The sequence below is a fragment of the Pseudomonas sp. OVF7 genome (genome assembly GCF_030644265.1).
Classification (GTDB): Bacteria; Pseudomonadota; Gammaproteobacteria; order Pseudomonadales; family Pseudomonadaceae; genus Aquipseudomonas; species Aquipseudomonas gorinensis.
Genome location: NZ_CP128996.1, coordinates 5,240,447 through 5,262,553, shown reverse-complemented (window position 1 = coordinate 5,262,553; position 22,107 = coordinate 5,240,447). Strand labels below are relative to the sequence as shown.

At 61.7% G+C, this 22,107-nt stretch carries 21 protein-coding genes; 8 read left to right on the top strand and 13 right to left on the bottom strand.

The window, feature by feature from the left end:
• The first annotated feature begins 114 nt into the window (after positions 1-114).
• On the top strand, positions 115-1,335 hold the full coding sequence (locus QU606_RS23735; RefSeq protein WP_024076349.1) for a putative DNA modification/repair radical SAM protein: 1,221 nt from the start codon (positions 115-117) through the stop codon (positions 1,333-1,335).
• Entirely contained in the window at positions 1,332-2,165 is an 834-nt protein-coding gene (locus tag QU606_RS23730; RefSeq protein ID WP_304997585.1) for a TIGR03915 family putative DNA repair protein, read from the top strand. Before QU606_RS23735 ends, QU606_RS23730 begins: the two co-directional genes overlap by 4 nt.
• Before the next feature lie 137 nt (positions 2,166-2,302).
• Here QU606_RS23730 and QU606_RS23725 read toward each other — a convergent pair whose 3' ends face one another.
• The 7 genes from QU606_RS23725 to ctlX form a co-directional block, all read right to left on the bottom strand.
• On the bottom strand, positions 2,303-2,800 hold the full coding sequence (locus tag QU606_RS23725; RefSeq protein WP_150296326.1) for an Lrp/AsnC family transcriptional regulator: 498 nt from the start codon (positions 2,798-2,800) through the stop codon (positions 2,303-2,305).
• Between the two features lie 5 nt (positions 2,801-2,805).
• Positions 2,806-3,636 carry an ABC transporter ATP-binding protein gene (locus QU606_RS23720; protein WP_024076346.1) on the bottom strand — a complete coding sequence of 277 codons (831 nt, stop codon included), beginning with the start codon at positions 3,634-3,636 and terminating at the stop codon, positions 2,806-2,808.
• Positions 3,637-3,639: 3 nt separating this feature from the next.
• Complete coding sequence (locus QU606_RS23715) at positions 3,640-4,353, bottom strand: ABC transporter permease (protein ID WP_024076345.1); 714 nt, start codon at positions 4,351-4,353, stop codon at positions 3,640-3,642.
• A complete protein-coding gene (locus tag QU606_RS23710; protein ID WP_024076344.1) occupies positions 4,350-5,051 on the bottom strand; it encodes an ABC transporter permease in 702 nt (233 codons plus the stop codon). The genes QU606_RS23715 and QU606_RS23710 overlap by 4 nt, the downstream gene beginning before the upstream one ends.
• Before the next feature lie 150 nt (positions 5,052-5,201).
• Positions 5,202-5,981: an ABC transporter substrate-binding protein gene (locus QU606_RS23705; RefSeq protein ID WP_024076343.1), complete on the bottom strand. Its 780-nt coding sequence runs from the start codon at positions 5,979-5,981 to the stop codon at positions 5,202-5,204.
• 418 nt (positions 5,982-6,399) lie between these two features.
• On the bottom strand, positions 6,400-7,446 hold the full coding sequence (locus QU606_RS23700) for an ornithine cyclodeaminase (RefSeq protein WP_069076569.1): 1,047 nt from the start codon (positions 7,444-7,446) through the stop codon (positions 6,400-6,402).
• 11 nt (positions 7,447-7,457) lie between these two features.
• On the bottom strand, positions 7,458-8,384 hold the full coding sequence (gene ctlX / locus QU606_RS23695) for a citrulline utilization hydrolase CtlX (RefSeq protein WP_024076341.1): 927 nt from the start codon (positions 8,382-8,384) through the stop codon (positions 7,458-7,460).
• 301 nt (positions 8,385-8,685) lie between these two features.
• Here ctlX and QU606_RS23690 point away from each other — a divergent pair, with 301 nt between their 5' ends.
• A complete protein-coding gene (locus tag QU606_RS23690; RefSeq protein ID WP_304997584.1) occupies positions 8,686-9,579 on the top strand; it encodes a GNAT family acetyltransferase in 894 nt (297 codons plus the stop codon).
• A gap of 143 nt (positions 9,580-9,722) precedes the next feature.
• On the opposite strand, the gene QU606_RS23685 is transcribed toward QU606_RS23690, so the two are convergent.
• The 5 genes from QU606_RS23685 to QU606_RS23665 form a co-directional block, all read right to left on the bottom strand.
• On the bottom strand, positions 9,723-10,742 hold the full coding sequence (locus QU606_RS23685; protein ID WP_024076339.1) for a branched-chain amino acid aminotransferase: 1,020 nt from the start codon (positions 10,740-10,742) through the stop codon (positions 9,723-9,725).
• 223 nt (positions 10,743-10,965) lie between these two features.
• A complete protein-coding gene (gene lpdA / locus QU606_RS23680) occupies positions 10,966-12,345 on the bottom strand; it encodes a dihydrolipoyl dehydrogenase (protein ID WP_024076338.1) in 1,380 nt (459 codons plus the stop codon).
• 4 nt (positions 12,346-12,349) lie between these two features.
• Positions 12,350-13,600: a dihydrolipoamide acetyltransferase family protein gene (locus tag QU606_RS23675; protein WP_277379473.1), complete on the bottom strand. Its 1,251-nt coding sequence runs from the start codon at positions 13,598-13,600 to the stop codon at positions 12,350-12,352.
• A complete protein-coding gene (locus QU606_RS23670) occupies positions 13,601-14,659 on the bottom strand; it encodes an alpha-ketoacid dehydrogenase subunit beta (protein ID WP_024076336.1) in 1,059 nt (352 codons plus the stop codon).
• Between the two features lies 1 nt (position 14,660).
• Positions 14,661-15,896, bottom strand: coding sequence for a 3-methyl-2-oxobutanoate dehydrogenase (2-methylpropanoyl-transferring) subunit alpha (locus tag QU606_RS23665; protein WP_069076571.1), 1,236 nt, complete (start codon positions 15,894-15,896; stop codon positions 14,661-14,663).
• A 195-nt stretch (positions 15,897-16,091) separates the two neighbouring features.
• Between QU606_RS23665 and QU606_RS23660 the strand changes: the two genes are divergently transcribed.
• Together QU606_RS23660 and QU606_RS23655 are read left to right on the top strand one after the other, a co-directional pair.
• Positions 16,092-16,574 carry an Lrp/AsnC family transcriptional regulator gene (locus QU606_RS23660; protein WP_017847498.1) on the top strand — a complete coding sequence of 161 codons (483 nt, stop codon included), beginning with the start codon at positions 16,092-16,094 and terminating at the stop codon, positions 16,572-16,574.
• Between the two features lie 181 nt (positions 16,575-16,755).
• A complete protein-coding gene (locus QU606_RS23655) occupies positions 16,756-18,381 on the top strand; it encodes a methyl-accepting chemotaxis protein (protein ID WP_304997583.1) in 1,626 nt (541 codons plus the stop codon).
• A gap of 58 nt (positions 18,382-18,439) precedes the next feature.
• On the opposite strand, the gene QU606_RS23650 is transcribed toward QU606_RS23655, so the two are convergent.
• A complete protein-coding gene (locus QU606_RS23650; protein WP_102625601.1) occupies positions 18,440-19,303 on the bottom strand; it encodes an MBL fold metallo-hydrolase in 864 nt (287 codons plus the stop codon).
• 94 nt (positions 19,304-19,397) lie between these two features.
• On the opposite strand from QU606_RS23650, the gene QU606_RS23645 reads away from it, so the two are divergent.
• The 3 genes from QU606_RS23645 (at position 19,398) to QU606_RS23635 (ending at position 22,051) form a co-directional block, all read left to right on the top strand.
• Positions 19,398-19,733, top strand: coding sequence for a metalloregulator ArsR/SmtB family transcription factor (locus QU606_RS23645; RefSeq protein ID WP_024076332.1), 336 nt, complete (start codon positions 19,398-19,400; stop codon positions 19,731-19,733).
• Positions 19,734-19,905: 172 nt separating this feature from the next.
• Positions 19,906-20,718, top strand: a complete 813-nt coding sequence (locus QU606_RS23640; RefSeq protein ID WP_024076330.1) for a sulfite exporter TauE/SafE family protein — start codon at positions 19,906-19,908, stop codon at positions 20,716-20,718.
• Between the two features lie 157 nt (positions 20,719-20,875).
• Complete coding sequence (locus tag QU606_RS23635; RefSeq protein ID WP_168232103.1) at positions 20,876-22,051, top strand: porin; 1,176 nt, start codon at positions 20,876-20,878, stop codon at positions 22,049-22,051.
• Positions 22,052-22,107 lie beyond the last annotated feature (56 nt).

Below are 22,107 nucleotides of genomic sequence, written 5' to 3'. Positions count from 1 at the left end.
TGGGTTGACGCGGTGGTCTTGCGTTCTTCGCGAGCGAGTTCGCTCCTACAGGTGGTGCTGGCAACACGGTTGGGTGACTGATACTGTATAAAAAACCAGTATCGGTAGCCCTCCATGCAATTGATCGAAAAACTCAGCATCCTCGCCGACGCCGCCAAGTACGATGCCTCGTGCGCCAGCAGTGGCGCGCCCAAGCGTAGCTCGGAGGGCAAGGCGGGGCTGGGTTCCACCGATGGCATGGGCATCTGCCACAGCTACACGCCGGATGGGCGCTGTGTGTCGCTGCTCAAGGTGTTGCTCACCAACTTCTGCCTCTACGACTGCCAATACTGCGTCAATCGCCGCTCCAGCGACGTGCCGCGGGCACGCTTCAGCCCGGAGGAGGTGGTCACGCTCACGTTGGATTTCTATCGGCGCAATTGCGTCAGCGGGCTGTTCCTCAGCTCGGGCATCATCCGCTCGGCGGACTACACCATGGAGCAGCTCGTGCGGGTGGCCAAGCTGCTGCGCGAAGAACATGACTTTCGCGGCTATATCCACCTCAAGACCATTCCCGAAGCCGACCCGGCGTTGATCGCCGAGGCCGGGCGGTATGCTGATCGCCTCAGTGTGAATATCGAATTGCCCACCGATGCCAGCCTGCAAACCCTGGCGCCGGAGAAGCAGATTGTCTCGATCAAGCAGGCCATGCAGACCATCTACACCGGCGAACAGACCGTGCTCAACGAACCCCGTGCCCCGCGTTTCGCGCCGGCCGGGCAGAGCACGCAGATGATCGTCGGCGCCGACGACACCGACGACAGCACCATCCTCCACGGGGCCGAGGCGTTGTATGGCAATTTCAAGCTGCGCCGCGTGTATTACTCGGCGTTCAGCCCCATCCCCAACAGCCCGAAAAGCGTGCCTCTGGCCGCGCCGCCATTGATGCGCGAGCACCGTTTGTACCAGGCGGATTTCCTGCTGCGCAGCTACGGCTTCAGCGCCAATGAACTGTTCGAAGGCCCTGGCCACCTGGCCCTGGATATCGACCCCAAGCTGGCCTGGGCCCTGGAACACCGCGACGTCTTCCCCCTGGACCTGAACCGTGCCGAAGCGACCCTGATCGCCCGTATCCCCGGTATCGGCCTGCGCACCACCCAGCGCCTGGTGGACCTGCGCCGTGAACGCAAGATCCGTTTCGAAGACCTGGCCCGCATGCGCTGCGTGCTGGCCAAGGCCAAGCCATTTTTCATCACCAGCGACTACCACCCGCAACAGGCTGAAAGCACCAGCGTGCTGCTGCGTGAACAACTGCGTGACCGTCCGCAGCCGCAACAAATGGGGTTGTGGGGATGATCAGCCTCGAATGCGACAACCTGTTCAGTACCTGGCGCGAACAGGCGCGTTGGCTGCTCAGCCATCAGGTCGATCCCAGCCAGGTGAGTTGGGGCGAGGCTGAAGTGGCGGACCTGTTCGCCACCGACGAACCGATCCCCGAGGGGCTGGGGCCGTTCCAGGCGCGGATTCCCAAGGCGTTGCTCGAACTGCTGGAAGCCGCCGCCTGTTACCACGGCGAGCAGCGCTGGAGCCTGTTGTATGAGGTGCTGTGGCGGGTCAGCCATGGCGACCGCACGGCAATGCTCGCGGGGGACAAACTGGGCAGCGAACTGCAACGGCGAATCAAGCAGGTCAGCCGCGAGGCTCATCACCTGCATGCGTTCGTGCGGTTTATCGCGGTACCCCAGGAGGCCGGGGCCGAGCTGCCGGAGTACGTGGCCTGGCATGAGCCGGCCCATGACATTCTCCGCAGCGCCAGCCAGCACTTTATCGGGCGCATGGGCCGCCATCGCTGGATGATCGCGACACCGTTGGATGGGGTTTACTACGATGGCGAGCAACTGATCCATCAACGCCAGTGCCCAGAGGCGTGGCAGCAGTTGGCGCAGAATGTCGAGGACCCCCACAGTGCCATGTGGTTGACCTATTACAGCCACATCTTCAACCCGGCGCGGTTGAACCCCAAGGTGATGGAAGGGCATTTGCCAAGCCGGTTCTGGAAGAACTTGCCGGAGGGCAAGTTGATCCCGGGGTTGATCAGCGAGGCGCGGACGGGGAAGCAGAAGGATGGGCAGGCGAAGCTGGTTGCGGGGCGGCGAGGTAAGAAAATCTTAAGTGGGCACGGTTAAAAATGTGGGAGGGGGCTTGCCCCCGATAGCAGTGGATCAGTGAAAGATGAGCTGACTGACACACTGCTATCGGGGGCAGGCCGAATCGTCGCACCGCCCCTCCCACATTGGATCTCCAGTGTTTGGGGGCGTGCGCTTCAGGCCAGTTCGATGGCGGTATTTTTCACCACCGCCAACTCCGGATGCGCCACCAACTTATCAATGTGCAACTCATCATTGTTCAACCAGGTCTCGGTCAGCACCCGGTAATGCTCCATATCCCGGCAGCGCATGCGCAGGCTGTAGTCGAACGGCCCGCTGATCAGCTGGCATTCGAACACCTGCGGGCAGGCCTTGACGCAGGCTTCGAAAGCCTTTTGCGCCGAGCGCCCGCTCTGGTTGGACAAGGCCACGAGCACCAGCAGAGACAGCCCTGGCGAGACCATCTGCACATCGATGATCGCCCCATACCCGCGGATCACCCCACGTCGCTCCAGCTTGCGCACCCGCTCCAGGCAGGGCCGGGGAGTGAGGTGGACCAGTGACGAGAGCTTTTCGTAGGTGATACGCCCCTGATGCCGCAGCACATCGATGATTGCCTCATCGATGCGATCCAGCGCAGGGGAAGAATGGGGTCCGTTGGCCTTGGTATCCATGGGTTTCACTTCAAACGATTGGAAAGAAATTGCTGCAAGCGTTCGCTGTTGGGGTGGTCGAGGATCTCGGCGCCGCCTTGTTCTTCGACCCGGCCCTGATGCAAGAACAGCACTTGGCTGGACACCTGGCGGGCAAAGCCCATTTCGTGGGTGACCATCAACATGGTACGACCTTCCTCAGCCAACGTCTGTATGACTTTGAGGACCTCTCCTACAAGTTCAGGGTCGAGGGCCGAGGTCGGTTCATCGAACAGGATGATTTCCGGCTCCATCGCCAGGGCCCGGGCGATGGCCACGCGCTGCTGTTGACCGCCAGACAGGAACGCCGGGTATTGATCCGCCACCCGGCCAGGCAGGCCGACCTTGTCCAGGTACAGGCGCGCGCGTTTTTCCGCCTCGGCGGCGCTCACGCCCAGCACCCGGCGCGGGGCCATGGTGATGTTTTCCAGCACGGTCATGTGGCTCCACAGGTTGAAATGCTGGAACACCATGGCCAGGCGCGTGCGCAGGTTCTGCAATTGCTCCTGGTGCGGTGCGCGGGTACCGGCGCGGCCCTGGCGCATTTCGATGCTGATGCCGTCCAGGGTGATGACCCCGGCATCTGGTTGTTCGAGGAAGTTGATGCAACGCAGCATGGTGCTTTTGCCCGAGCCGCTGGCGCCGATCAGGCTGATCACATCGCCGTTGCGTGCGTTGAGGGACACGCCCTTGAGCACTTCGTGTTCGCCGTAGCGTTTATGGATGCCTTCGACCTGCAGCTTGACGGCAGCCGTGGCCGTTCGTGTAGCGGGGACATCGACAGGATAAGTGGCCAGGGCCTGCGCGGACTGATTCATGGGTTAGCCTCGGGTAGGAACAAGAAAACGCATCCAGCGACGTTCGGCCAGTCGAAACAGGCCCACCAGTGCAAAGGACAGCAGCATGTAGAGCAGGGCAGCGATACCGAAGGCCTGGAACGTCAGGAACGTTTCGGCATTCGCATCGCGGGCCACCTTGAGGATATCGGCGACGGTGGCGGTAAACGCCAGCGATGTGGCGTGCAGCATCAGGATCATTTCATTGCTGTAGGCCGGCAACGCCCGGCGCAACGCGGCCGGTACCACCACAAACAGGTTCAGGCGCCAGCCATGCAGGCCATAGGCGCGTGCCGCTTCGAGTTCGCCGTGGGGAATATTACGGATCGCCCCGGCGAAGATTTCCACGGTGTAGGCGCAGGTGTTGAGCACGAAGGCCAGCAGGGTGCAGTTCAAGGCATTGCGGAAAAACTGGTTGAGCAGGGCGTTGTCCTGCACCACCTCCAGGCTGTACAGCCCGGTGTAGCAAATCAACAGTTGGATATACAGCGGCGTGCCCCGGAACAGGTAGGTGTACACCTCCACTGGCCAGCGCAGCCAGACGTGTTCCGAGACGCGGGCCAGTGCCAGGGGGATCGACAGGACAAAGCCGAACACCACCGAGATAATGAACAGCCACAGGGTCATGGCGACGCCGGACAAACCCGCGCCATCGCTGAACAGGTAGGCCAGGCCGTATTGCTGGAACAGTTCGATCATCGCGCCATCCCCTTGATGCCGAGGTTGTAGCGCCGCTCGAGGCGCTTGAAGATGCGGTTGGAGAGGGTGGTGATCACCAGGTAGACCAGGCCGGCGAGGATCAGGAAGTACAACGGCTCATTGGTGGTCTTGCCAGCGTTTTGCGCGGCCTTGACCAGGTCCGACAGGCCGATGATCGACACCAGCGCCGTGGACTTGAGCAGCACCAGCCAGTTATTGCCCAGGCCCGGCAGGGCGAAGCGCATCAACTGCGGGAACAGCACCAGGCGAAACCGCTGCCAGCGGCTCAGGCCATAGGCGGTCGCGGCTTCCAGTTGGCCGACCGGCACGCTGAGGATCGCGCCACGGAAGTTTTCGGTGAAATACGCGCCATAAATAAACCCCAGGGTGATCACCCCAGCGGTGAACGGGTCGATTTCGAAGTAGTTCCAGCCGAATACTTCGCTCAGGTCGTTGAGCCACAGTTGCAAGCTGTAGAAGATCAGCAGGATCAGCACCAGGTCCGGCACGCTGCGGATCAGCGTGGTGTAGAGCGTCGCCGGCACGCGCAGCCAGTTGGCGCTGGAGAGCTTGGCACCGGCGGCGACCAGGCCCAGGGTGAGGCTCAGGGCCAGCGCCAGGAGCGCCAGCTTGAGCGTCATCCAGGCACCCTGGGCCAGCATCGGGCCGTAGCCTTGCAAGTTGAGGAGTTCGTTCATGGGGGGATCTCTAAAGGAACGACGCCCTTTTGTAGGAGCGAGCTTGCTCGCGAAGAACTCAAGGGCACCGCGTTAAACCGGATTCGCTGCGTTACCGTTTACGACCTTTGCGAGCAAGCTAGCTCCTACAAGGGCTTTGGCCGGTGGGGCTTACTCGTTGTAGATGTCTTGATCACCGAAGTATTTCTTCTGGATCTGCGCGTAGGTGCCGTCTGCCTGTACAGCGGCGATGCCCTTGTTGATCAGCGCACGCAAGTCCTGGTCGTTCTTGCGCAGGCCCATGGCGATGTCCAGGGGCAGGGTCGGGTCCTTGAAGGCCGGGCCGGTCTTGAAGTCGGCGCCTTCAGGCTTGGACAGGAAGTTGAGCTGGGCTTCGAGCTTGTCGGTCAGGGTGGCGTCGAGGCGGCCGTTCTGCAGGTCGGCGTAGTTCTGTTCCTGGGACTGGTATGCCTTGATCTGCGCGCCGAGCTTGGCCAGTTGGGCACGGGCATAGGCTTCTTGCAGCGAGCCTTGCAGCACACCGACTTGCTTGCCTTTCAACGATTCCGGCGTGTCGCCGAACTCGGCGCTTTTACGGGTGATGACCGAGGTCGGGCTGAGGAACAGGCGGTCGGTGAAGTCGATGACTTTCTCGCGCGCCGGGGTCACCGCCATGGACGACATGATCGCGTCGAACTTGCGCGCACGCAGGGCCGGGATCATGCCGTCGAATTCGTTGTGCACCCAGGTGCATTTGACTTCGAGCTTGGCGCAGATGGCGTTGCCCAACTCGATATCGAAACCTTGCAGGCTGCCATCGGCGGCCACGGATTCAAACGGGGGGTACTCGGGGAATACGCCAAAGCGGATTTCTTTCCAATCCTGGGCGTGGGCGGTGGTGGCGCACAGTGGCAACAGCAACGCAGCGAAGAGTGATCGCAGTGGAGTCATGTGTAAGTCCCTATATTTTGTAATTGATGTCAGGGCAGTCAAAAGGTGAATCGAGTCTTTATTGTTTAGTGCAGCTTTGTGGTCGTTCGGCTTCTTGTGGGGAGCCCACTTGTTGTGGCGAGCGGGCTTGTCCCGCGTTGGGCTGCGTAGCAGCCCCAAGCCATTCACCGCGTTTTTACAGACACGACGCGGCGTTTTTATTGGGGCTGCTGCGCAGCCCAACGCGGGGCAAGCCCGCTCGCCACAGAGAATGCTTCATGGTGGTGCGTTTTTTGTGTCGTTTACCCCCGGCTCAAAGCGCAAATTGCGCTGTTAAAACAAGCAATGCAGCGGAATCGGCTGTAGCACCCTATGAATCGGCTTTTCAGTCCGGGAAATCCGGCCTGCCCTGGGCGGAAAGCGGCAGGCCAGAGCGGTCTCAGGCGCGCTTTTTGTGCTGTGCACGAGGTTGTTGGGCCAGGCGCGCGAACAGGTCTTTCGGGTCGGCCAGGTCGGGTACCAGTTCCAGCTCGCTGCCGACATCCAGCGCCTTGGCGACGTCGAGCACGTAGCGCAGGGCGGAGTAGTCTTCGATGGCAAACCCCACCGAGTCGAACAGGGTGACCTGGCGCGCATTTTCACGGCCGGGCTGCTGGCCGTTGATCACCTGCCACAACTCGGTCACCGGCGAGTCTTCCGGCATGTGCTGGATTTCACCTTCGATGCGGCTTTGCGGTTCGTATTCGACGATCACCCGGGCGCGCTCGACGATGCGTCGGTCCAGCTCAGTCTTGCCTGGGCAGTCGCCGCCCACGGCATTAAGGTGCATGCCGGGTTCGATCATCTCGTCGGTGAGGATGGTGGCGTAGGCTTTGTCGGCGGTGACGGTGGTGACGATATCCGCACCTTTGACGGCCTCGGCCACGCTGCCGGCCAGGATCACCTTGATTGCCGGGAATGCCTTGAGGTTGGTGGCCAGCTTGGCGGTGGCCCTGGCGTCGATGTCGAACAGGCGGATCTCGTTGATGCCGAGCATCGCGTGGAAGGCCAGTGCCTGGAATTCGCTCTGGGAGCCGTTGCCGATCAACGCCATGCTGCGGCTGTTGTCGCGGGCCAGGTAGCGGGCCACCAGGGCTGAGGTGGCGGCGGTACGAATCGCGGTGGTCAGGGTCATCTCCGCCAGCAGCACCGGTTTACCGGTGTCCACGTCGCCCAGGGCTCCAAAGGCCATCACGGTAAGCATGCCGGCCAGGGTGTTTTTCGGGTGGCCGTTGACGTATTTGAAGGCGTACAGCGAGGCGTCGGACACCGGCATCAGCTCGATCACGCCATCCGGCGAATGGTTGGCCAGGCGTGCGCATTTCTCGAAGTCCTGCCAGCGCAGGTAGTCGGCGCGGATGTACTCGGCCATCTCGGTGATGCAGGTTTGCAGGCCTTTTTGCGAAACCAGGTAGCTGAGGTCGTTGACGTCGATATAACGGGTCATGGCAAGACTCCTTATTGAAATGAGGGACGGGCGGGCAGATGCACTTCTGCCAGCATGCAGCGGGCACTGCCGCCGCCGATGCGTTCGATGTTGTCGATGTTCACCACCACCGGCCGTGTGTGGCGCTCCACATGCTGGCGCTGGGCCGGTTGCAGCGCGCTCCAGGCACTGGCAGACATCACCAGCAGCGGCTGGCCGTCGCGGTCGTGGACTTCGAGCATGTTGCCGGCGAAGGCTTCGAGCTGGTCGAAGTCGAGGCCGAGGATGTCTTTGCCGGTGTCGCGCAGCGAGCGCTCCAGGGCCTGGCGTTCGTTGGCATCGGGCAGCGCTTGCAGGCACACCACCGCGAGGTCGCGGCCGACACTCATCATCACGTTGCTGTGGTAGATCGGCGCATGGTGCCGGTCGACGGCGTGGAACACGCAGAGTTGGTAGTCGAGACGTTCGGCGAACTGGCGCAGGGCGGCGTGGTGGGTGCGCCCGGAATGGCAGGCGTAGCTGATACGGTGCTGACGGTCGAGCACCATGCTGCCGGTGCCTTCGAGGAAGATGTTTTGTTGTTCGAGGTGGCTGAGGTCGATGGTGTCCTTGATCGCAAAGCGCTGCTCCAGCACTTGCAGCACCCCCTTGTTGCGCTCCAGTCGGCGGTTCTGGCCTTCCATCGGGTACAGCACCAGGCTGCCATCGGCGTGGCTGCTCCACCAGTTATTGGGAAAGATCGAGTCCGGGGTGTGAGGCGCCGGGGTGTCCTGCACCACCAGTACTTCCACGCCGTGCTGGCGCAGGGTGTCGACGTAGCCGTCGAACTCTTCCAGCGCTTTCTGCTGTGCACCGAGCGGGTCGAGGGGCGCACGTTGGAAGCGGTTGTTGATCGCGGTGTCCGGGTTGAAGGCAAAGCGCGCCGGGCGAATCATCAGGACGGTGTTGGTGGTTTGCATGGGTGCACGAATCCATGGGGTGAGCTGTGGGGCTATTTTGTGGCTTGTGCGGTATGAATCCCGGCTGAAACAACGGGGCGGCTCAGCCGGGAAAGCTGAAAAGGGGGGTAGGGCAGCCGAATCGGCTGCCGGGGGTGGAATGCGGTCAAAATGTGGGAGTGGGCGGTGCGACGATTCGACTGGCCCCCGATAGCAATCTTTCGGTTACAGGTTATCTGACTGGCACACCGCTATCAGGGGCAAGGCCCCTCCCACATTGGTACAGTGGCGACTGTTATAGCGCCGTCAGCCAGGAGGAACCATGTCTACCGTCGTTCGTCTCGCCCAATCCGCCGATGCCGAAGGGATCAGCCAGGTCATCCTCGCGGCTTTGCACAGCAGCAATGCGCGGGATTATCCGGCGGAGGTGATTGCGCGGGTGGCCAGCAACTTCACGCCGGACGCGGTGCTGGACCTGCTCAAGCGCCGTGTGGTGCTGGTGGCGGTGCAGGACTCGGTGATCGTCGCCACGGCGGCCTTGGATGGAAATGTGGTGCGCTCGGTGTTCGTCAACCCGGCGCTGCACGGGCAGGGCATTGGTCGGCTGCTGATGATTGAAATCGAACTGCGCGCGCGGGACGCGGGGGTGACGACCCTGAGTGTGCCGTCCTCGCTGACCGCCGAGCCGTTCTACACCAAGCTGGGCTTTCACACGGTACGCGATGTCTACCACGGCAATGAGCGCACGTTGGTGATGGAAAAGGCGCTGCTGTCGCGCCATCCCATCGGGCCGTATCGCGACCGCCAGCATCGGGCGCAGGTGGTGGCGTTATGGCAGGAGGCGTTTGGTTATGACACGGCGCATAACCTGCCGACCTTGGCGATCGATAAGAAACAGGCGGTCAATGACGGGCTGTTTTTCGTGGCGACGGACAAAAAAACCGTGATCGGGACGATTCTTGCCGGCTACGACGGCCATCGCGGCTGGCTGTACTCGGTGGCCGTGCACGCCGACTATCGGCGTCATGGCCTGGGCTCCTCGCTGGTGCGGCATGCGGAACAGGCACTGACGGCCCTGGGCTGCATGAAGATCAACCTGCAGATCACCAGTGGCAATGATGCGGTGGCGGGGTTTTACGAGGCGCTGGGGTACGGGGTGGAGCCGAGGATCAGCATGGGCAAGAAGATTGTCGAGAATATCCCGAAGGATTCTTGAATACACTGGAGAGCAAATGTGGGAGGGGGCTTGCCCCCGATGGCGGAGTATCAGTCAACAGATTCATTCACTGACCCACTGCCATCGGGGGCAAGTCGAATCGTCGCACCGCCCCTCCCACAAGGTTTTGCAGTGTTGCTGGCTTAGACTTTTACGATCCAACCCTCTGGCGCTTCGACGTCACCGGTCTGCACCCCGGTCAGCTCTTTGTAGAGCTTCTGGGTGATCGGGCCGACTTCGGTCTCGCTGTAGAACACGTGCAGCTTGCCGTTGTACTGGATACCGCCGATCGGCGAGATCACGGCGGCAGTCCCGCAGGCGCCGGCTTCCTTGAAGTCCGACAGTTTGTCGATGAACACTTCGCCCTCGATCACTTCCAGGCCCAGGCGGGTCTTGGCCAGTTCGATCAGCGACAGGCGGGTGATGCCTGGCAGCACCGAAGGCGACTTCGGTGTGATGAACTTGTTGTCGTGGGTGATCCCGAAGAAGTTGGCCGAGCCGACTTCCTCGATTTTCGAGTGGGTCATCGGGTCCAGGTAGATCGCGTCGGCAAAACCGGATTTCTTCGCTTCCGAGCCCGGCATCAGGCTGGCGGCGTAGTTGCCACCGACCTTGGCGGCACCGGTGCCCTGTGGCGCGGCGCGGTCGAAGGTGGAGATCTGGAAGTTGTGCGGCACCAGGCCGCCCTTGAAGTAGGCACCGACCGGGATGCAGAACACCGAGAAGATGAACTCCGGCGCGGTACGCACGCCGATGTTGTCACCGGTACCGATCACGAACGGGCGCAGGTACAGCGCGCCGCCGCTGCCGTACGGCGGGATGAACCGCTCGTTGGCCTTGACCACTTGTTTGCACGCGTCGATGAACGCGTCGGTCGGGACGTGCGGCATCAGCAGGCGCGCGCAACTGCGCTGCATGCGTGCGGCGTTCTGGTCCGGACGGAACAGGTTGATCGAGCCGTCCTTGCAGCGGTAGGCCTTGAGGCCTTCGAAGCACTGCTGACCGTAGTGCAGGGCAGTGGAGCCCTCGCTGATGTGCAGCACGTTGTCGTCGGTCAGGGTGCCGGCTTGCCATTCGCCGTTTTTCCAGACCTGGAGAAACCGCTTGTCGGTCTTGATGTAGTCAAAACCCAGCTTGTCCCAATTGATGCTTTCGTTACCCATGACACCCTCTATCTTTGGTCAAGTCGGTTTTTTTCTGAATGGGCGCAACAATACTGCATTCGCAGGTCCGTTCGCATCCCCCGCGTCCCTTGTAGGAGCGAGCTTGCTCGCGAAAAACTCAAGGGCGCCGCGTTCATTCTGGTTTCACGCGTTATCGTTGACGATTTTCGCGAGCAAGAACTAGGCGTCCCCCTCGCTCCTACAGACGGCGTTGTGAGCCCGGTTAAAGGTGCAAGGCATGCCCGAGCGCACGCAGTGCCGCTTCCTGCACCGCCTCACCGAGCGTCGGATGGGCATGGATAGTGCCCGCCACGTCTTCCAGGCGCGCGCCCATTTCCAGGCTCAGGCCGAACGCGGTAGACAGCTCGGACACGCCGGCACCGACCGCTTGCCAGCCGACAATCAGATGATTGTCCCGCCGCGCTACCACCCGTACGAAACCGGTTTTCGACTCCAGGGTCATCGCGCGGCCGTTGGCGGCAAACGGGAAACTCGACACGATGCAGTCCAGGCCGGCGGCCTTGGCTTCATCGGGCGTCTTGCCGACCACCACCAGTTCCGGGTCGGTAAAGCACACTGCCGGGATCGCCGCCGGGTTGAATTCGCGGTGTTGACCGCTGATCAGTTCCGCGACCATCTCGCCCTGGGCCATGGCCCGGTGCGCCAGCATCGGCTCGCCGCTCAGGTCGCCGATCGCCCACACATTGTGCATGCTGGTCTGGCAACGGTTGTTGATCCTGATCGCCGCGCCATTCATCTCCAGGTCCAGCGCCTCGAGGTTCCAACCCTGGGTATTGGGTTTGCGACCGACGGCCACCAATACCTGGTCGGTCACCAGTGACAAGGTGTCGCCATTCGGGTCGCGCACTTGCAGGTGGTTGTGTTCGAAGCCGGTGACGCTGTGCTTGAGGTAGAGCTTCACTCCCAGTTGCTTGAGGGACTCAGCCACCGGTTGGGTCAGTTCGGCGTCATAGGCGGGCAGGATGCGCTCCTGCGCCTCCACCACGCTGACTTCGGCGCCGAGCTTGCGGTAGGCAATGCCCAGCTCCAGGCCGATATAGCCACCGCCCACCACAATCAGGCGCTTGGGCACGCGGGTCGGCGCCAGGGCTTCGGTGGAGGAGATGATCGGCCCGCCAATCGGCAGCATCGGCAGGTTGACGCTTTTCGAGCCGGTGGCCAGCAACAGGTGTTCGCACTGGATGCGCTGGTCGCCGACGTCGACGGTCTTGCCGTCCACCACGTTGGCCCAGCCGTGGATCACCTGCACCTTGTGTTTCTTCAGCAGCGCGGCAACGCCAGTGGTCAGGCGATCGACAATGCCGTCTTTCCATTCCACGCTTTTGCGGATGTCCAGGGTCGGCACATCCACTTCGATGCCCAGCTGGGAACCCTGGCTGTGGTGGATGGTTTGCTGGAACTGTTCGGCCACATGGATCAGGGCCTTGGACGGAATGCAGCCGATATTCAGGCAGGTACCGCCCAATGCCTGGCCTTCGACCAGAATGGTCGGGATGCCCAACTGGCCGGCGCGAATGGCGGCCACATAACCGCCGGGGCCGCCGCCGATAATCAGCAGGGTGGTATGCAGTGTTTGAGTCATGCCCTTACTCCAGGAACAGGCTGGCGGGTTGTTCGAGCAAGCCGCGAATGGCCTGGATGAATTGTGCCGCGTCCATGCCATCGACCACTCGGTGATCGAAGGAACTGGAGAGGTTCATCATCTTGCGGATCACGATCTGGCCCTTGATCACCATCGGCCGTTCGACGATGCGGTTGACGCCGACGATGGCCACTTCCGGCAGGTTCAGCACCGGGGTGCTGACGATACCGCCCAAGGCACCCAGGCTGGTCAGGGTAATGGTCGACCCCGACAGTTCGTCGCGGCTGGCCTTGCCATTGCGCGCGGCGGTGGCCAGGCGCGCGATTTCCTCGGCATTGCCCCACAGGCTGCGCGCCTCGGCGTGACGCACCACCGGCACCATCAGCCCCACATCGCTCTGCGTCGCGACGCCCACGTGGACGGCGCCAAGGCGGGTGATGACCTGGGCTTCGTCGTCGTACCGCGCATTGATCTGCGGGAACTCCCGCAACGCCACGACCATGGCGCGCACGATGAATGGCAGCAGGGTCAGCTTGCCGCGTGTGGCACCGTGCTTTTCATTGAGGTGCACACGCAATTCGTCCAGGGCGGTGACGTCGATCTCCTCCACATAGCTGAAATGCGCGGCGCGGCGGGTGGCGTCCTGCATGCGCTGGGCGATCTTGCGGCGCATGCCGATCACCGGGATCTGTTCTTCGTCGTTGCGTTCGGCGTAGGGGTTGGCGGCAGCGGACGTTTTCAGCGAACCCTGCAGCAAGTAGGCGTCCAGGTCTTCGTGCAGGATCCGGCCGGCAGGGCCCGTGCCCTGGACCAGGCGCAGTTGGATACCCGCATCCAACGCATGCTTGCGCACGGCGGGGGAGGCCAGTGGGCGTTCATTGGCATCGCGAGCCACGGGGGCGTGTGGCGCCACGGCCGGCTTGCTTTCCACCACCGGGGCCGCCTTGGCTTCAACCACCGGCGCGGCTTTCACCGGTGCCGCGGTGACCGGCGCATCCTTGGTATTGCCTGCGCCTTCCACTTCAATGCTGATCAGGACGCTGCCCACGGCCATGACTTCACCCGGCTCGCCGCCGAGGGCAATCACCCTGCCATGGACCGGCGAGGGAATATCCACCATCGCCTTGTCGGTCATCACATCCGCCAGCACCTGGTCTTCGACGACCATATCGCCGACCTTCACATGCCAGGCCGACAGTTCAACTTCCGCAATGCCTTCGCCAATGTCCGGCATCTTGATAACGTGCGTGCCCATTCAGACCTCCATGACCCGTTTCAACGCCGCGCCCACTCGGGACGGACCTGGGAAATACGCCCATTCCTGCGCGTGTGGGTAGGGGGTGTCCCAACCGGTGACGCGTTCGATCGGCGCTTCCAGGTGGTGGAAGCAATGTTCCTGCACCAGCGCCACCAGTTCGGCGCCGAAGCCGCAGGTACGGGTGGCTTCATGCACCACCACGCAACGGCCGGTCTTTTTCACCGACTTGACGATGGTTTCCAGGTCCAGCGGCCACAGGCTGCGCAGGTCGATGACCTCGGCGTCGATGCCGGTCTCTTCGGCGGCGACTTGCGACACATACACGGTGGTGCCGTAGGTCAGCACGGTCACGGCCGAGCCTGGGCGCACGATGGCGGCCACATCCAGCGGCACGGTGTAGTAACCGTCCGGCACTTGTGCCTGCGGGTGTTTCGACCACGGCGTGACCGGGCGGTCGTGGTGGCCATCGAACGGGCCGTTGTACAGGCGCTTGGGCTCCAGGAAGATCACCGGGTCATCGTTTTCGATCGAGGCAATCAGCAGGCCCTTGGCGTCATACGGGTTGGACGGCATCACCGTGCGCAGGCCGCAGACCTGGGTGAACACCGCTTCGATGCTCTGGCTGTGGGTCTGGCCGCCGTAGATGCCGCCGCCGCAGGGCATGCGCATGGTCAGCGGCGCGGTGAACTGGCCGGCGGAGCGATAACGCAGGCGCGCGGCTTCCGAGATGATCTGGTCGGTGGCGGGGTAGACGTAGTCGGCGAACTGGATTTCTGCCACCGGGCGCAGGCCGTAGGCACCCATGCCCACCGCCACGCCGATAATGCCGCTTTCCGAGATCGGTGCGTCGAACACCCGCGAACTGCCGTATTTGCTCTGCAAGCCTTCGGTGCAACGGAACACGCCGCCGAAATAACCGACGTCCTGGCCGAATACCACCACGTTATCGTCACGCTCAAGCATCACATCCATGGCCGAGCGCAGGGCCTGGATCATGGTCATGGTGGTGGTGGTCATGGCGGTTTCCAATTCGATGCTGTTGTTGTGATCGTTCATGTCAGACCCCCAACTCTTGACGCTGGCGCTTCAAGTGCTCCGGCATCTCTTTATAGACGTCTTCGAACATGGTCGCGGCGCTTGGAATCTGGCCACCGGCCAGGGTGCCGTACTGTTCGGCTTCTTTCTGCGCGGCGATCACCTCGGCTTCAAGTTCGGCACTGACCGCCGCGTGTTCCTCTTCGGACCACTGGCCAATCTTGATCAGGTGCTGCTTGAGGCGGGCAATCGGGTCACCCAGGGGGAAGTGGCTCCAGTCGTCGGCAGGGCGGTACTTGGACGGATCATCCGACGTGGAATGCGGGCCGGCGCGATAGGTAACCCATTCGATCAGGGTTGGCCCGAGGTTGCGGCGCGCACGCTCGGCAGCCCAGGCGGAGGCGGCATACACCGCGATAAAGTCGTTGCCATCCACGCGCAGGGAGGCGATGCCGCAACCGACGCCGCGTCCGGCGAAGGTGGTGGCTTCACCGCCGGCAATCGCCTGGAAGGTGGAGATGGCCCACTGGTTGTTGACCACGTTGAGAATCACCGGCGCGCGGTACACGTGGGCGAAGGTGAGCGCGGTGTGGAAGTCCGATTCGGCGGTGGCGCCGTCGCCGATCCAGGCGGAGGCGATCTTGGTATCGCCCTTGATTGCCGAGGCCATGCCCCAGCCCACGCCTTGTACGAATTGGGTGGCGAGGTTACCGGAAATAGTGAAGAAACCTGCATCCTTGACCGAGTACATGATCGGCAGTTGGCGACCCTTGAGCGGATCGCGCTCGTTGGACAGCAGTTGGCAGATCAGGTCCACCAGCGGTACGTCGCGGGCCATCAGGATGCTTTGCTGGCGGTAGGTGGGGAAGCACATGTCGTCGATGTTCAAGGCCAGGGCCTGGGCGCTGCCGATGGCTTCTTCGCCGAGGCTCTGCATGTAGAACGACATTTTCTTCTGACGCTGGGCGACCACCATGCGGTTGTCGAAGATCCGCGTCTTGAGCATGGCGCGCATGCCGCGCCGAAGGACCTCGACAGGCACCCCTTCGGCCCATGGGCCCAGAGCCTGGCCCTGGTCGTCGAGCACGCGGATCAGGCCCTTGGCCAGGTCGGCGGTGTCGGCGGGTTCTACGTCGATGGCGGGTTTGCGCACCAGGCCGGCGTCGGTCAGGCGCAGGTAGGTAAAGTCGGTCTTGCAGCCTGGGCGGCCCGAGGGTTCGGGAACGTGCAGGCGCAGTGGTGCATACGGCTGGTTCATGGCTTTCTACGCTCGATCTTGTAAATTTCTTGTAGTGGGCGCGCTAGCTGACAGTCAGTCTTCGGGTAGAAGAAATCTTGTCCTACAACAATCATAGGCTCGGTGTAGAAGAATATTTATCTCTGTTTCGTTGCGCTCCGGCTCATTTGCGGATAAAAAAACTGCATAAACATAATAAACAGGTGATTTTGTCTCATGCGCAAACTGGACCGTACCGATATCGGCATTCTCAACGCCCTGCAGGAGAATGCGCGCATCACCAACGCCGACCTCGCCCGTTCGGTCAACCTCTCCCCCACGCCGTGCTTCAACCGGGTCAAGGCGATGGAGGAACTGGGCCTGATCCGTGACCAGGTCACCCTGCTGGATGCCGATTTGCTGGGGCTGCACGTGAACGTGTTTATCCACGTCAGCCTGGAAAAACAGAACGAACTGGCCTTGCAGCAATTTGAAGGCGCGATTTCCGACCGGCCCGAGGTGATGGAGTGCTATTTGATGGCCGGCGACCCCGACTATTTGATCCGCGTACTGGTGCCAACGATCCAGTCACTGGAGCGCTTCATGATGGACTTCCTGACCAAAGTGCCGGGGGTGGCGAATATTCGCTCAAGCTTTGCGCTCAAACAGGTGCGTTACAAGACCGCGTTGCCACTGCCACCGGATGGGTTGATGGTCTGATACCAACAGGTGATAAGACTCACCACTTTGATAGTTAGCTAGATAACTAAAGTAGTTGTTTTATTATTTCCAGCTATAAATAAAAAATTGCTTAATCAGTCACGTATTTTTCACATCCGTTTCAACACATTAACACCCATAAGGCCGTGAAGTTCGCGGCCCAGGAAAGGGGTGAGCCGCGATGTCCATGAGAGCCTTGAAGTTGAACTTTCGTACCACGCTATGTTTTGGTGTGGTGTGCCTTCTACTGTTGATACAAGGGGCCATGACGCTGATAAAAGTCGACAAAGTTTATTCGTCGACTGTCGATATAGAAACTAACTGGCTGCCCAGTATTCGTCTGGGCGGTGAGATAGATGCGGCGTTTTACAAGCTGCGTCTTGATCTGCGTCGTTTTGCCATGGAAAGCGACCACCAGGACCCCGCGTCCCTTGAGAAACTCAAAAGCATTCGTGCCGCCGCGCTTGAAGTTGCCGAACGCTATGCACCGTTAGTGTCGGGCCCCGAGGAAGAAGCCAAGTACAAGCAGGCAATGAGCGGGATCAAGAACTACGTCCAGAAAACCGATGAGTTTCTTGCGCAAGTCTCCACCCTGTCCCCTGAGCAGATGTCGACTTACTTGCGTGACGTCAACGGGCCTATTGCGCTTGAAGTGCAACGCTCCATCAGCGAACTGATCGAGTTGAATGCCCGCGGCTCCAGCCAGGCGGTGCAAGTTGCCTCCGGTGAGTATCAAGCCGCGCGTCTGTTTACCTGGCTACTGATGATCGGCTCAGTGCTGGTCACCCTCGTGGTTGCGCGTTTGTTTACCCGCAGCATTATCAAGCCGGTACGTGAATTGTTGGTGTCGACCGGCAAAATTGCCGACGGCGATTTGCGTGTCGCCATCGCCGTCAACGGCAATGACGAGTTGACCGAGTTACAACGGTCGACCGCGTCCATGCAAATGAACCTGAAAAGTACCTTGCAGCATATTTCTGAGGCGTCCGGGCAGTTGGCCTCGGCTGCGGAAGAGATGAGCGCCATTACCCGCGAGTCCAGTGCAGGGATTGAACGCCAAAGCATGGAAACGGATCAGGCGGCCACGGCGGTTAACGAGATGACCGCGGCGGTGGAAGAAGTGGCGCGCAATGCGGTTTCGGCTTCCCAGTCGACGCAAGACTCCCAGCGCTCGGCCAAAGTTGGCCATGAGCGTGTGACGCAAACCATCGCCTCGATCGAGAAACTCAGCGCCACGGTGCAGCAGACCGGTATCGAAGTCGAAGGGTTGGCCAAGCAGGCGCAGGACATCGCCCGGGTGGTTGAAGTCATTCGCTCGATTGCCGAGCAAACCAACCTGCTGGCCTTGAACGCGGCCATTGAAGCCGCCAGGGCAGGGGAGCAGGGGCGGGGCTTTGCGGTGGTGGCCGACGAAGTGCGGGCACTGGCCCATAGGACGCAAACCTCGACCCAGGAAATCGAGCAGATGATTGCGAAAATCCAGACGTGCTCCAGTGACGCGGTGTCTTCCATGGCCCTCAACCGCAACGAAGCGCTGGACTCGTTGAAGATCGCCCATGAAGCGGGCCTGGCCATTACTCAGATCACCGAGGCCATCACGGATATCAATGACCGTAACCTATTGATTGCGACCGCCTCCGAGGAGCAGGCCCACGTGGCCCGGTCCGTGGACCAGAACCTGATCAGTATTCGCGATCTTTCCATCCAGAGTTCGTCGGCGGCTGGTCAGACCTCGATCGCCAGCCAAGAGCTGTCGAGGCTGGCGGTGGACCTCAAGCAGATCGTGTCGAAATTTGCCGTAGCCTGATCACACCTGCGAAATACCCCCGGAGCATGCAACGGCATGGACGCCACGCAGGATGGCTTTAGAGCTGATTCAACGGAATCTTCAGGTACACCACCCCATTCCCCTCCGCTGGCGGCATATTGCCCGCTCGCACATTCACCTGGATCGCCGGCAATAACAGCGTGGGCATCCCAAGGCCCGCATCGCGCTGGGTGCGCATTGCCACAAACGCCGCTTCGTCCACCCCGTCATGCACATGAATATTCCCCGCGCGCTGCTCGGCCACGGTGGTCAGGCATTGGGCCGCGCGGCCCTCGGGTGGGTAGTCATGGCACACGTACAGCCGGGTCTGGGGGGGGAAGGCCAGGAGTTTGCGCATCGACGCATACAACTGGCGCGCATCGCCGCCGGGGAAGTCACAGCGGGCGGTGCCGACATCCGGCATGAACAGGGTGTCGCCCACCAGGATCAACTGGTCGTCGATCAGGTAGGCCATGTCCGCTGGCGTATGCCCGGGGACGTGCAGGGCCTTGGCCTTCAGAGAGCCGATATGGAACACCTCATCCGGCGCAAACAGGTGATCGAACTGCGAACCGTCGACGCGAAATTCCGGCTCCAGATTGAACAGGTTCTTGAACACGTCCTGCACCTTGCTGATGCACTGGCCAATGGCGATCTTGCCGCCCAGTATCCGCCGCAAGTACGGCGCGGCAGACAGATGGTCCGCATGGGCGTGGGTCTCCAGCAGCCACTGCACCTGCAGGTGATGCTCGCGCACAAAAGCAATCACCTTATCGGCCTGGGCGGTGTCGGTGCGTCCGGACGCCGGGTCGTAGTTGAGCACCGAGTCGACGATGGCGCAGGCGCTGCCATCGGTTTCATAGACGACGTAGGTGTAGGTCGACGATGCCTCGTCCAGAAAGGCTTGAATCAACGCTGGCATGGCGGCTGTCCCCGGTGAGGAAAAAAGTGATTACAATCAGTTTACATTTACACATAATGTTTTGAGCTTAAGTGAGAGAAAGGACCCGCGGCAAATGGAATCTACTCTGAGTGAAGGCGAAGTCGCCCAGTTGCGCGCGTCGGCGTCCAAGGCGTGTTCCTTGCTCAAGGCCCTGGCCAACGAGGATCGCTTGTTGATCCTGTGCCAGTTGACCCAGGGGGAGCGCAATGTCGGCGAGCTGGAAACCATGACCGGTGTGCGCCAGCCCACGCTGTCACAACAGTTGGGCATCCTGCGCGACGAAGGGCTGGTGTCGACCCGCCGCGAAGGTAAATACATCTTCTACGGCCTGGCCAGCCACGAAGTGATCCAAGTGATGAAGACCTTGTCCGGTCTTTACTGCGGCGCGGTCATGAAAAGCTGGGCGTGAGGCCATACGGCAGCGACCCTTGTGTGCATGACGATAAGAAAGGCGATCGACCATGAATGACCAACACTGGGGACCGACCATCAGTGGCGATATCGTTGTCACCGGCGGTTCGGCAGGCATTGGCCTGCTCAAGGGCCGTGAGTGGCAGACCCGTCTGACCAAGGTGGATTGAATGCTGCTGGCCAGTCTTTTGGGGATGTTGATGGGCCTGGTCATGGGCTTGACCGGTGCCGGTGGTGGCATCCTCGGGGTGCCGGCGTTGGTACTGGGCCTGGGGTTGAGCATGACCCAGGCCGCGCCGGTGTCGTTGCTTGCCGTGGGCGCGGCGGCGGCGGTCGGGGCGATCGATGGGTTGCGCCACGGCCTGGTCCGTTATCGCGCCGCGTTGTTGATCGCCTTGCTCGGTGCGCTGTTTTCACCCTTGGGCGTATTTCTCGCCCACCAAATGCCCGAGCCGCTGCTGATGGGCCTGTTCAGTGCGCTGATGGTGCTGGTGGCCTGGCGCATGCTGCAGCGCGAAAAGGTCGAGACCGGGCCGAGTGACCATGGCGCCGCGTCCTGGGGCCAGAAAAACTGCATGCTCGACCAGCAGACCGGGCGCCTGGCCTGGACCGCCAAATGCAGCGCGACCTTGGCCGCGTTGGGCGCGGTGACCGGTGCCGTGTCGGGCCTGCTTGGGGTCGGCGGTGGCTTTCTGATCGTGCCGGCGTTCAAGCAACTGACCGATGTGCAGATGCGTGGCATCGTCGCCACCTCGTTGATGGTGATCAGCCTGATCTCGTTGATCGGTGTGGCGGGCGCCATGCAGGCCGGGGTGAGCATCGAAGCGGTGGGCTGGGTGTTTATCGGCGCGAGCATCGTCGGCATGCTCATCGGCCGGCGCCTGTGTGCGCATATCCCTGCGCGTACCTTGCAAGTGGGGTTCGCCAGCCTGTGTGTCCTGGTGGCCCTCGGCATGTTGGTTAAGGCCGGTCTTACGTCCTAAGTGCCGGGCCTGTCTCCGGGCCCGTCTTACGCCCCATTTGCCGGGCTCCCCCGGCCCGCCCAAAGCACCCTCAAATCACGGCCAAGGCAGCGTAGGCCGGGGCCTGGCGTCTTTCGATAATCGCCTCCGACATCACGTCCCTGTTGCGGAGCGCACCATGCATAACAATAAGAACCTCCCCCTGCGTCTGTTACCTGCTTTTATTCTCAGCCTCGGGCTCAGCCCGTTCGCCGATGCGGAAATCATGCTGTATGACAAAGACGACACGACCTTTTCCACCGATGGCTACATCAACGCCTTCTACGTCAACAGCAAGGTGGACCGCGCCGGAGACCAATACGATCGGCGCCAGGCGCGGGTGAAGATGGGCTTCTTGCCCAACTATCTGGGCTTCAACATGAGCAAGCAGGCTGACGACCTCAAGCTCGGCGCCCGCGCATCGTTCTGGGTGACCATCAACGACAGCGAAACCAATGGCACCGACACCGCCATCGACGTGCGCCAGTTCTACGGCACCGTGGCCAACCCGGAGTGGGGCGAGGTGCTGATCGGCAAGGATTTCGGCCTGTTCGCGCGCTCCAATATCCTGCTCGATGAGCTGCTCGCGGGCTACGGCCAGGTCAGCGACAGCCTCGGCCTGGTGGATGGCGGCGGGGTGTCGTTCGGCAATATCGGCAGCGGTTACCCGTACCCGTTCCCCACCTCGCAGATCACCTACCGCACCCCGGTGATGGATGGCCTGCGCGTTGCCGTGGGCATCCTCGACCCGGTGGATACCAACGACAGCAGCCCCCAAGGCAAGGCCTACCAGAAGAACCCGCGCACCGAGAGCGAGGTCACCTACCAGTTCGACCTCGGCGGGGCGAAAATCTACAGCTGGCTCAACGGCAGCTACCAGACCTCCGACAACACCGACTCGACCGTGGCGTCCGTCACCTCCAAGGGCCTGGGTTATGGCGTGCAGGCGAAAATGGGCGGCCTGTCCTTGACCGGCTCGGGCTTCCAGGCCAAGGGCATCAACCCGTTCTTCACCAACAATGCCGGCGAGGCGACCCTGCGTAATGTCGACAGCAACGGCTACCTGCTCCAGGGCTCGTACAAGCTGGGCAAGAACCGCCTGGCGTTGTCCTATGGCAAGACCCAGGACGACGGCAACGGCGTGGTGGGCAGCGGCGCGGATTATGAGACCCGGGGCATTGCACTGTTCCACGACGTGAATGCCAACCTGAAGCTGGTGGCCGAGTACAACCAGTTCCAGATCAAGGGGCATGACACCCGCGCGCAGAATGAAGACACCGATACCTTCGCCGTCGGAGCCGTGCTCACCTGGTAACCCCTGCACTGCAATCCAACTGGAGGGGCGGTGCGATACCGTGAAACTTCATCCCA

What these genes read in the sequence shown, in the direction of transcription:
- QU606_RS23735 (WP_024076349.1), top strand. Translation starts at nt 115, where the DNA reads ATGCAATTGATCGAAAAACTCAGCATCCTCGCCGACGCCGCCAAGTAC.
- QU606_RS23730 (WP_304997585.1), top strand. Translation starts at nt 1,332, where the DNA reads ATGATCAGCCTCGAATGCGACAACCTGTTCAGTACCTGGCGCGAACAG.
- QU606_RS23725 (WP_150296326.1), bottom strand. Translation starts at nt 2,800, where the DNA reads ATGGATACCAAGGCCAACGGACCCCATTCTTCCCCTGCGCTGGATCGC.
- QU606_RS23720 (WP_024076346.1), bottom strand. Translation starts at nt 3,636, where the DNA reads ATGAATCAGTCCGCGCAGGCCCTGGCCACTTATCCTGTCGATGTCCCC.
- QU606_RS23715 (WP_024076345.1), bottom strand. Translation starts at nt 4,353, where the DNA reads ATGATCGAACTGTTCCAGCAATACGGCCTGGCCTACCTGTTCAGCGAT.
- QU606_RS23710 (WP_024076344.1), bottom strand. Translation starts at nt 5,051, where the DNA reads ATGAACGAACTCCTCAACTTGCAAGGCTACGGCCCGATGCTGGCCCAG.
- QU606_RS23705 (WP_024076343.1), bottom strand. Translation starts at nt 5,981, where the DNA reads ATGACTCCACTGCGATCACTCTTCGCTGCGTTGCTGTTGCCACTGTGC.
- QU606_RS23700 (WP_069076569.1), bottom strand. Translation starts at nt 7,446, where the DNA reads ATGACCCGTTATATCGACGTCAACGACCTCAGCTACCTGGTTTCGCAA.
- ctlX (WP_024076341.1), bottom strand. Translation starts at nt 8,384, where the DNA reads ATGCAAACCACCAACACCGTCCTGATGATTCGCCCGGCGCGCTTTGCC.
- QU606_RS23690 (WP_304997584.1), top strand. Translation starts at nt 8,686, where the DNA reads ATGTCTACCGTCGTTCGTCTCGCCCAATCCGCCGATGCCGAAGGGATC.
- QU606_RS23685 (WP_024076339.1), bottom strand. Translation starts at nt 10,742, where the DNA reads ATGGGTAACGAAAGCATCAATTGGGACAAGCTGGGTTTTGACTACATC.
- lpdA (WP_024076338.1), bottom strand. Translation starts at nt 12,345, where the DNA reads ATGACTCAAACACTGCATACCACCCTGCTGATTATCGGCGGCGGCCCC.
- QU606_RS23675 (WP_277379473.1), bottom strand. Translation starts at nt 13,600, where the DNA reads ATGGGCACGCACGTTATCAAGATGCCGGACATTGGCGAAGGCATTGCG.
- QU606_RS23670 (WP_024076336.1), bottom strand. Translation starts at nt 14,659, where the DNA reads ATGAACGATCACAACAACAGCATCGAATTGGAAACCGCCATGACCACC.
- QU606_RS23665 (WP_069076571.1), bottom strand. Translation starts at nt 15,896, where the DNA reads ATGAACCAGCCGTATGCACCACTGCGCCTGCACGTTCCCGAACCCTCG.
- QU606_RS23660 (WP_017847498.1), top strand. Translation starts at nt 16,092, where the DNA reads ATGCGCAAACTGGACCGTACCGATATCGGCATTCTCAACGCCCTGCAG.
- QU606_RS23655 (WP_304997583.1), top strand. Translation starts at nt 16,756, where the DNA reads ATGTCCATGAGAGCCTTGAAGTTGAACTTTCGTACCACGCTATGTTTT.
- QU606_RS23650 (WP_102625601.1), bottom strand. Translation starts at nt 19,303, where the DNA reads ATGCCAGCGTTGATTCAAGCCTTTCTGGACGAGGCATCGTCGACCTAC.
- QU606_RS23645 (WP_024076332.1), top strand. Translation starts at nt 19,398, where the DNA reads ATGGAATCTACTCTGAGTGAAGGCGAAGTCGCCCAGTTGCGCGCGTCG.
- QU606_RS23640 (WP_024076330.1), top strand. Translation starts at nt 19,906, where the DNA reads ATGCTGCTGGCCAGTCTTTTGGGGATGTTGATGGGCCTGGTCATGGGC.
- QU606_RS23635 (WP_168232103.1), top strand. Translation starts at nt 20,876, where the DNA reads ATGCATAACAATAAGAACCTCCCCCTGCGTCTGTTACCTGCTTTTATT.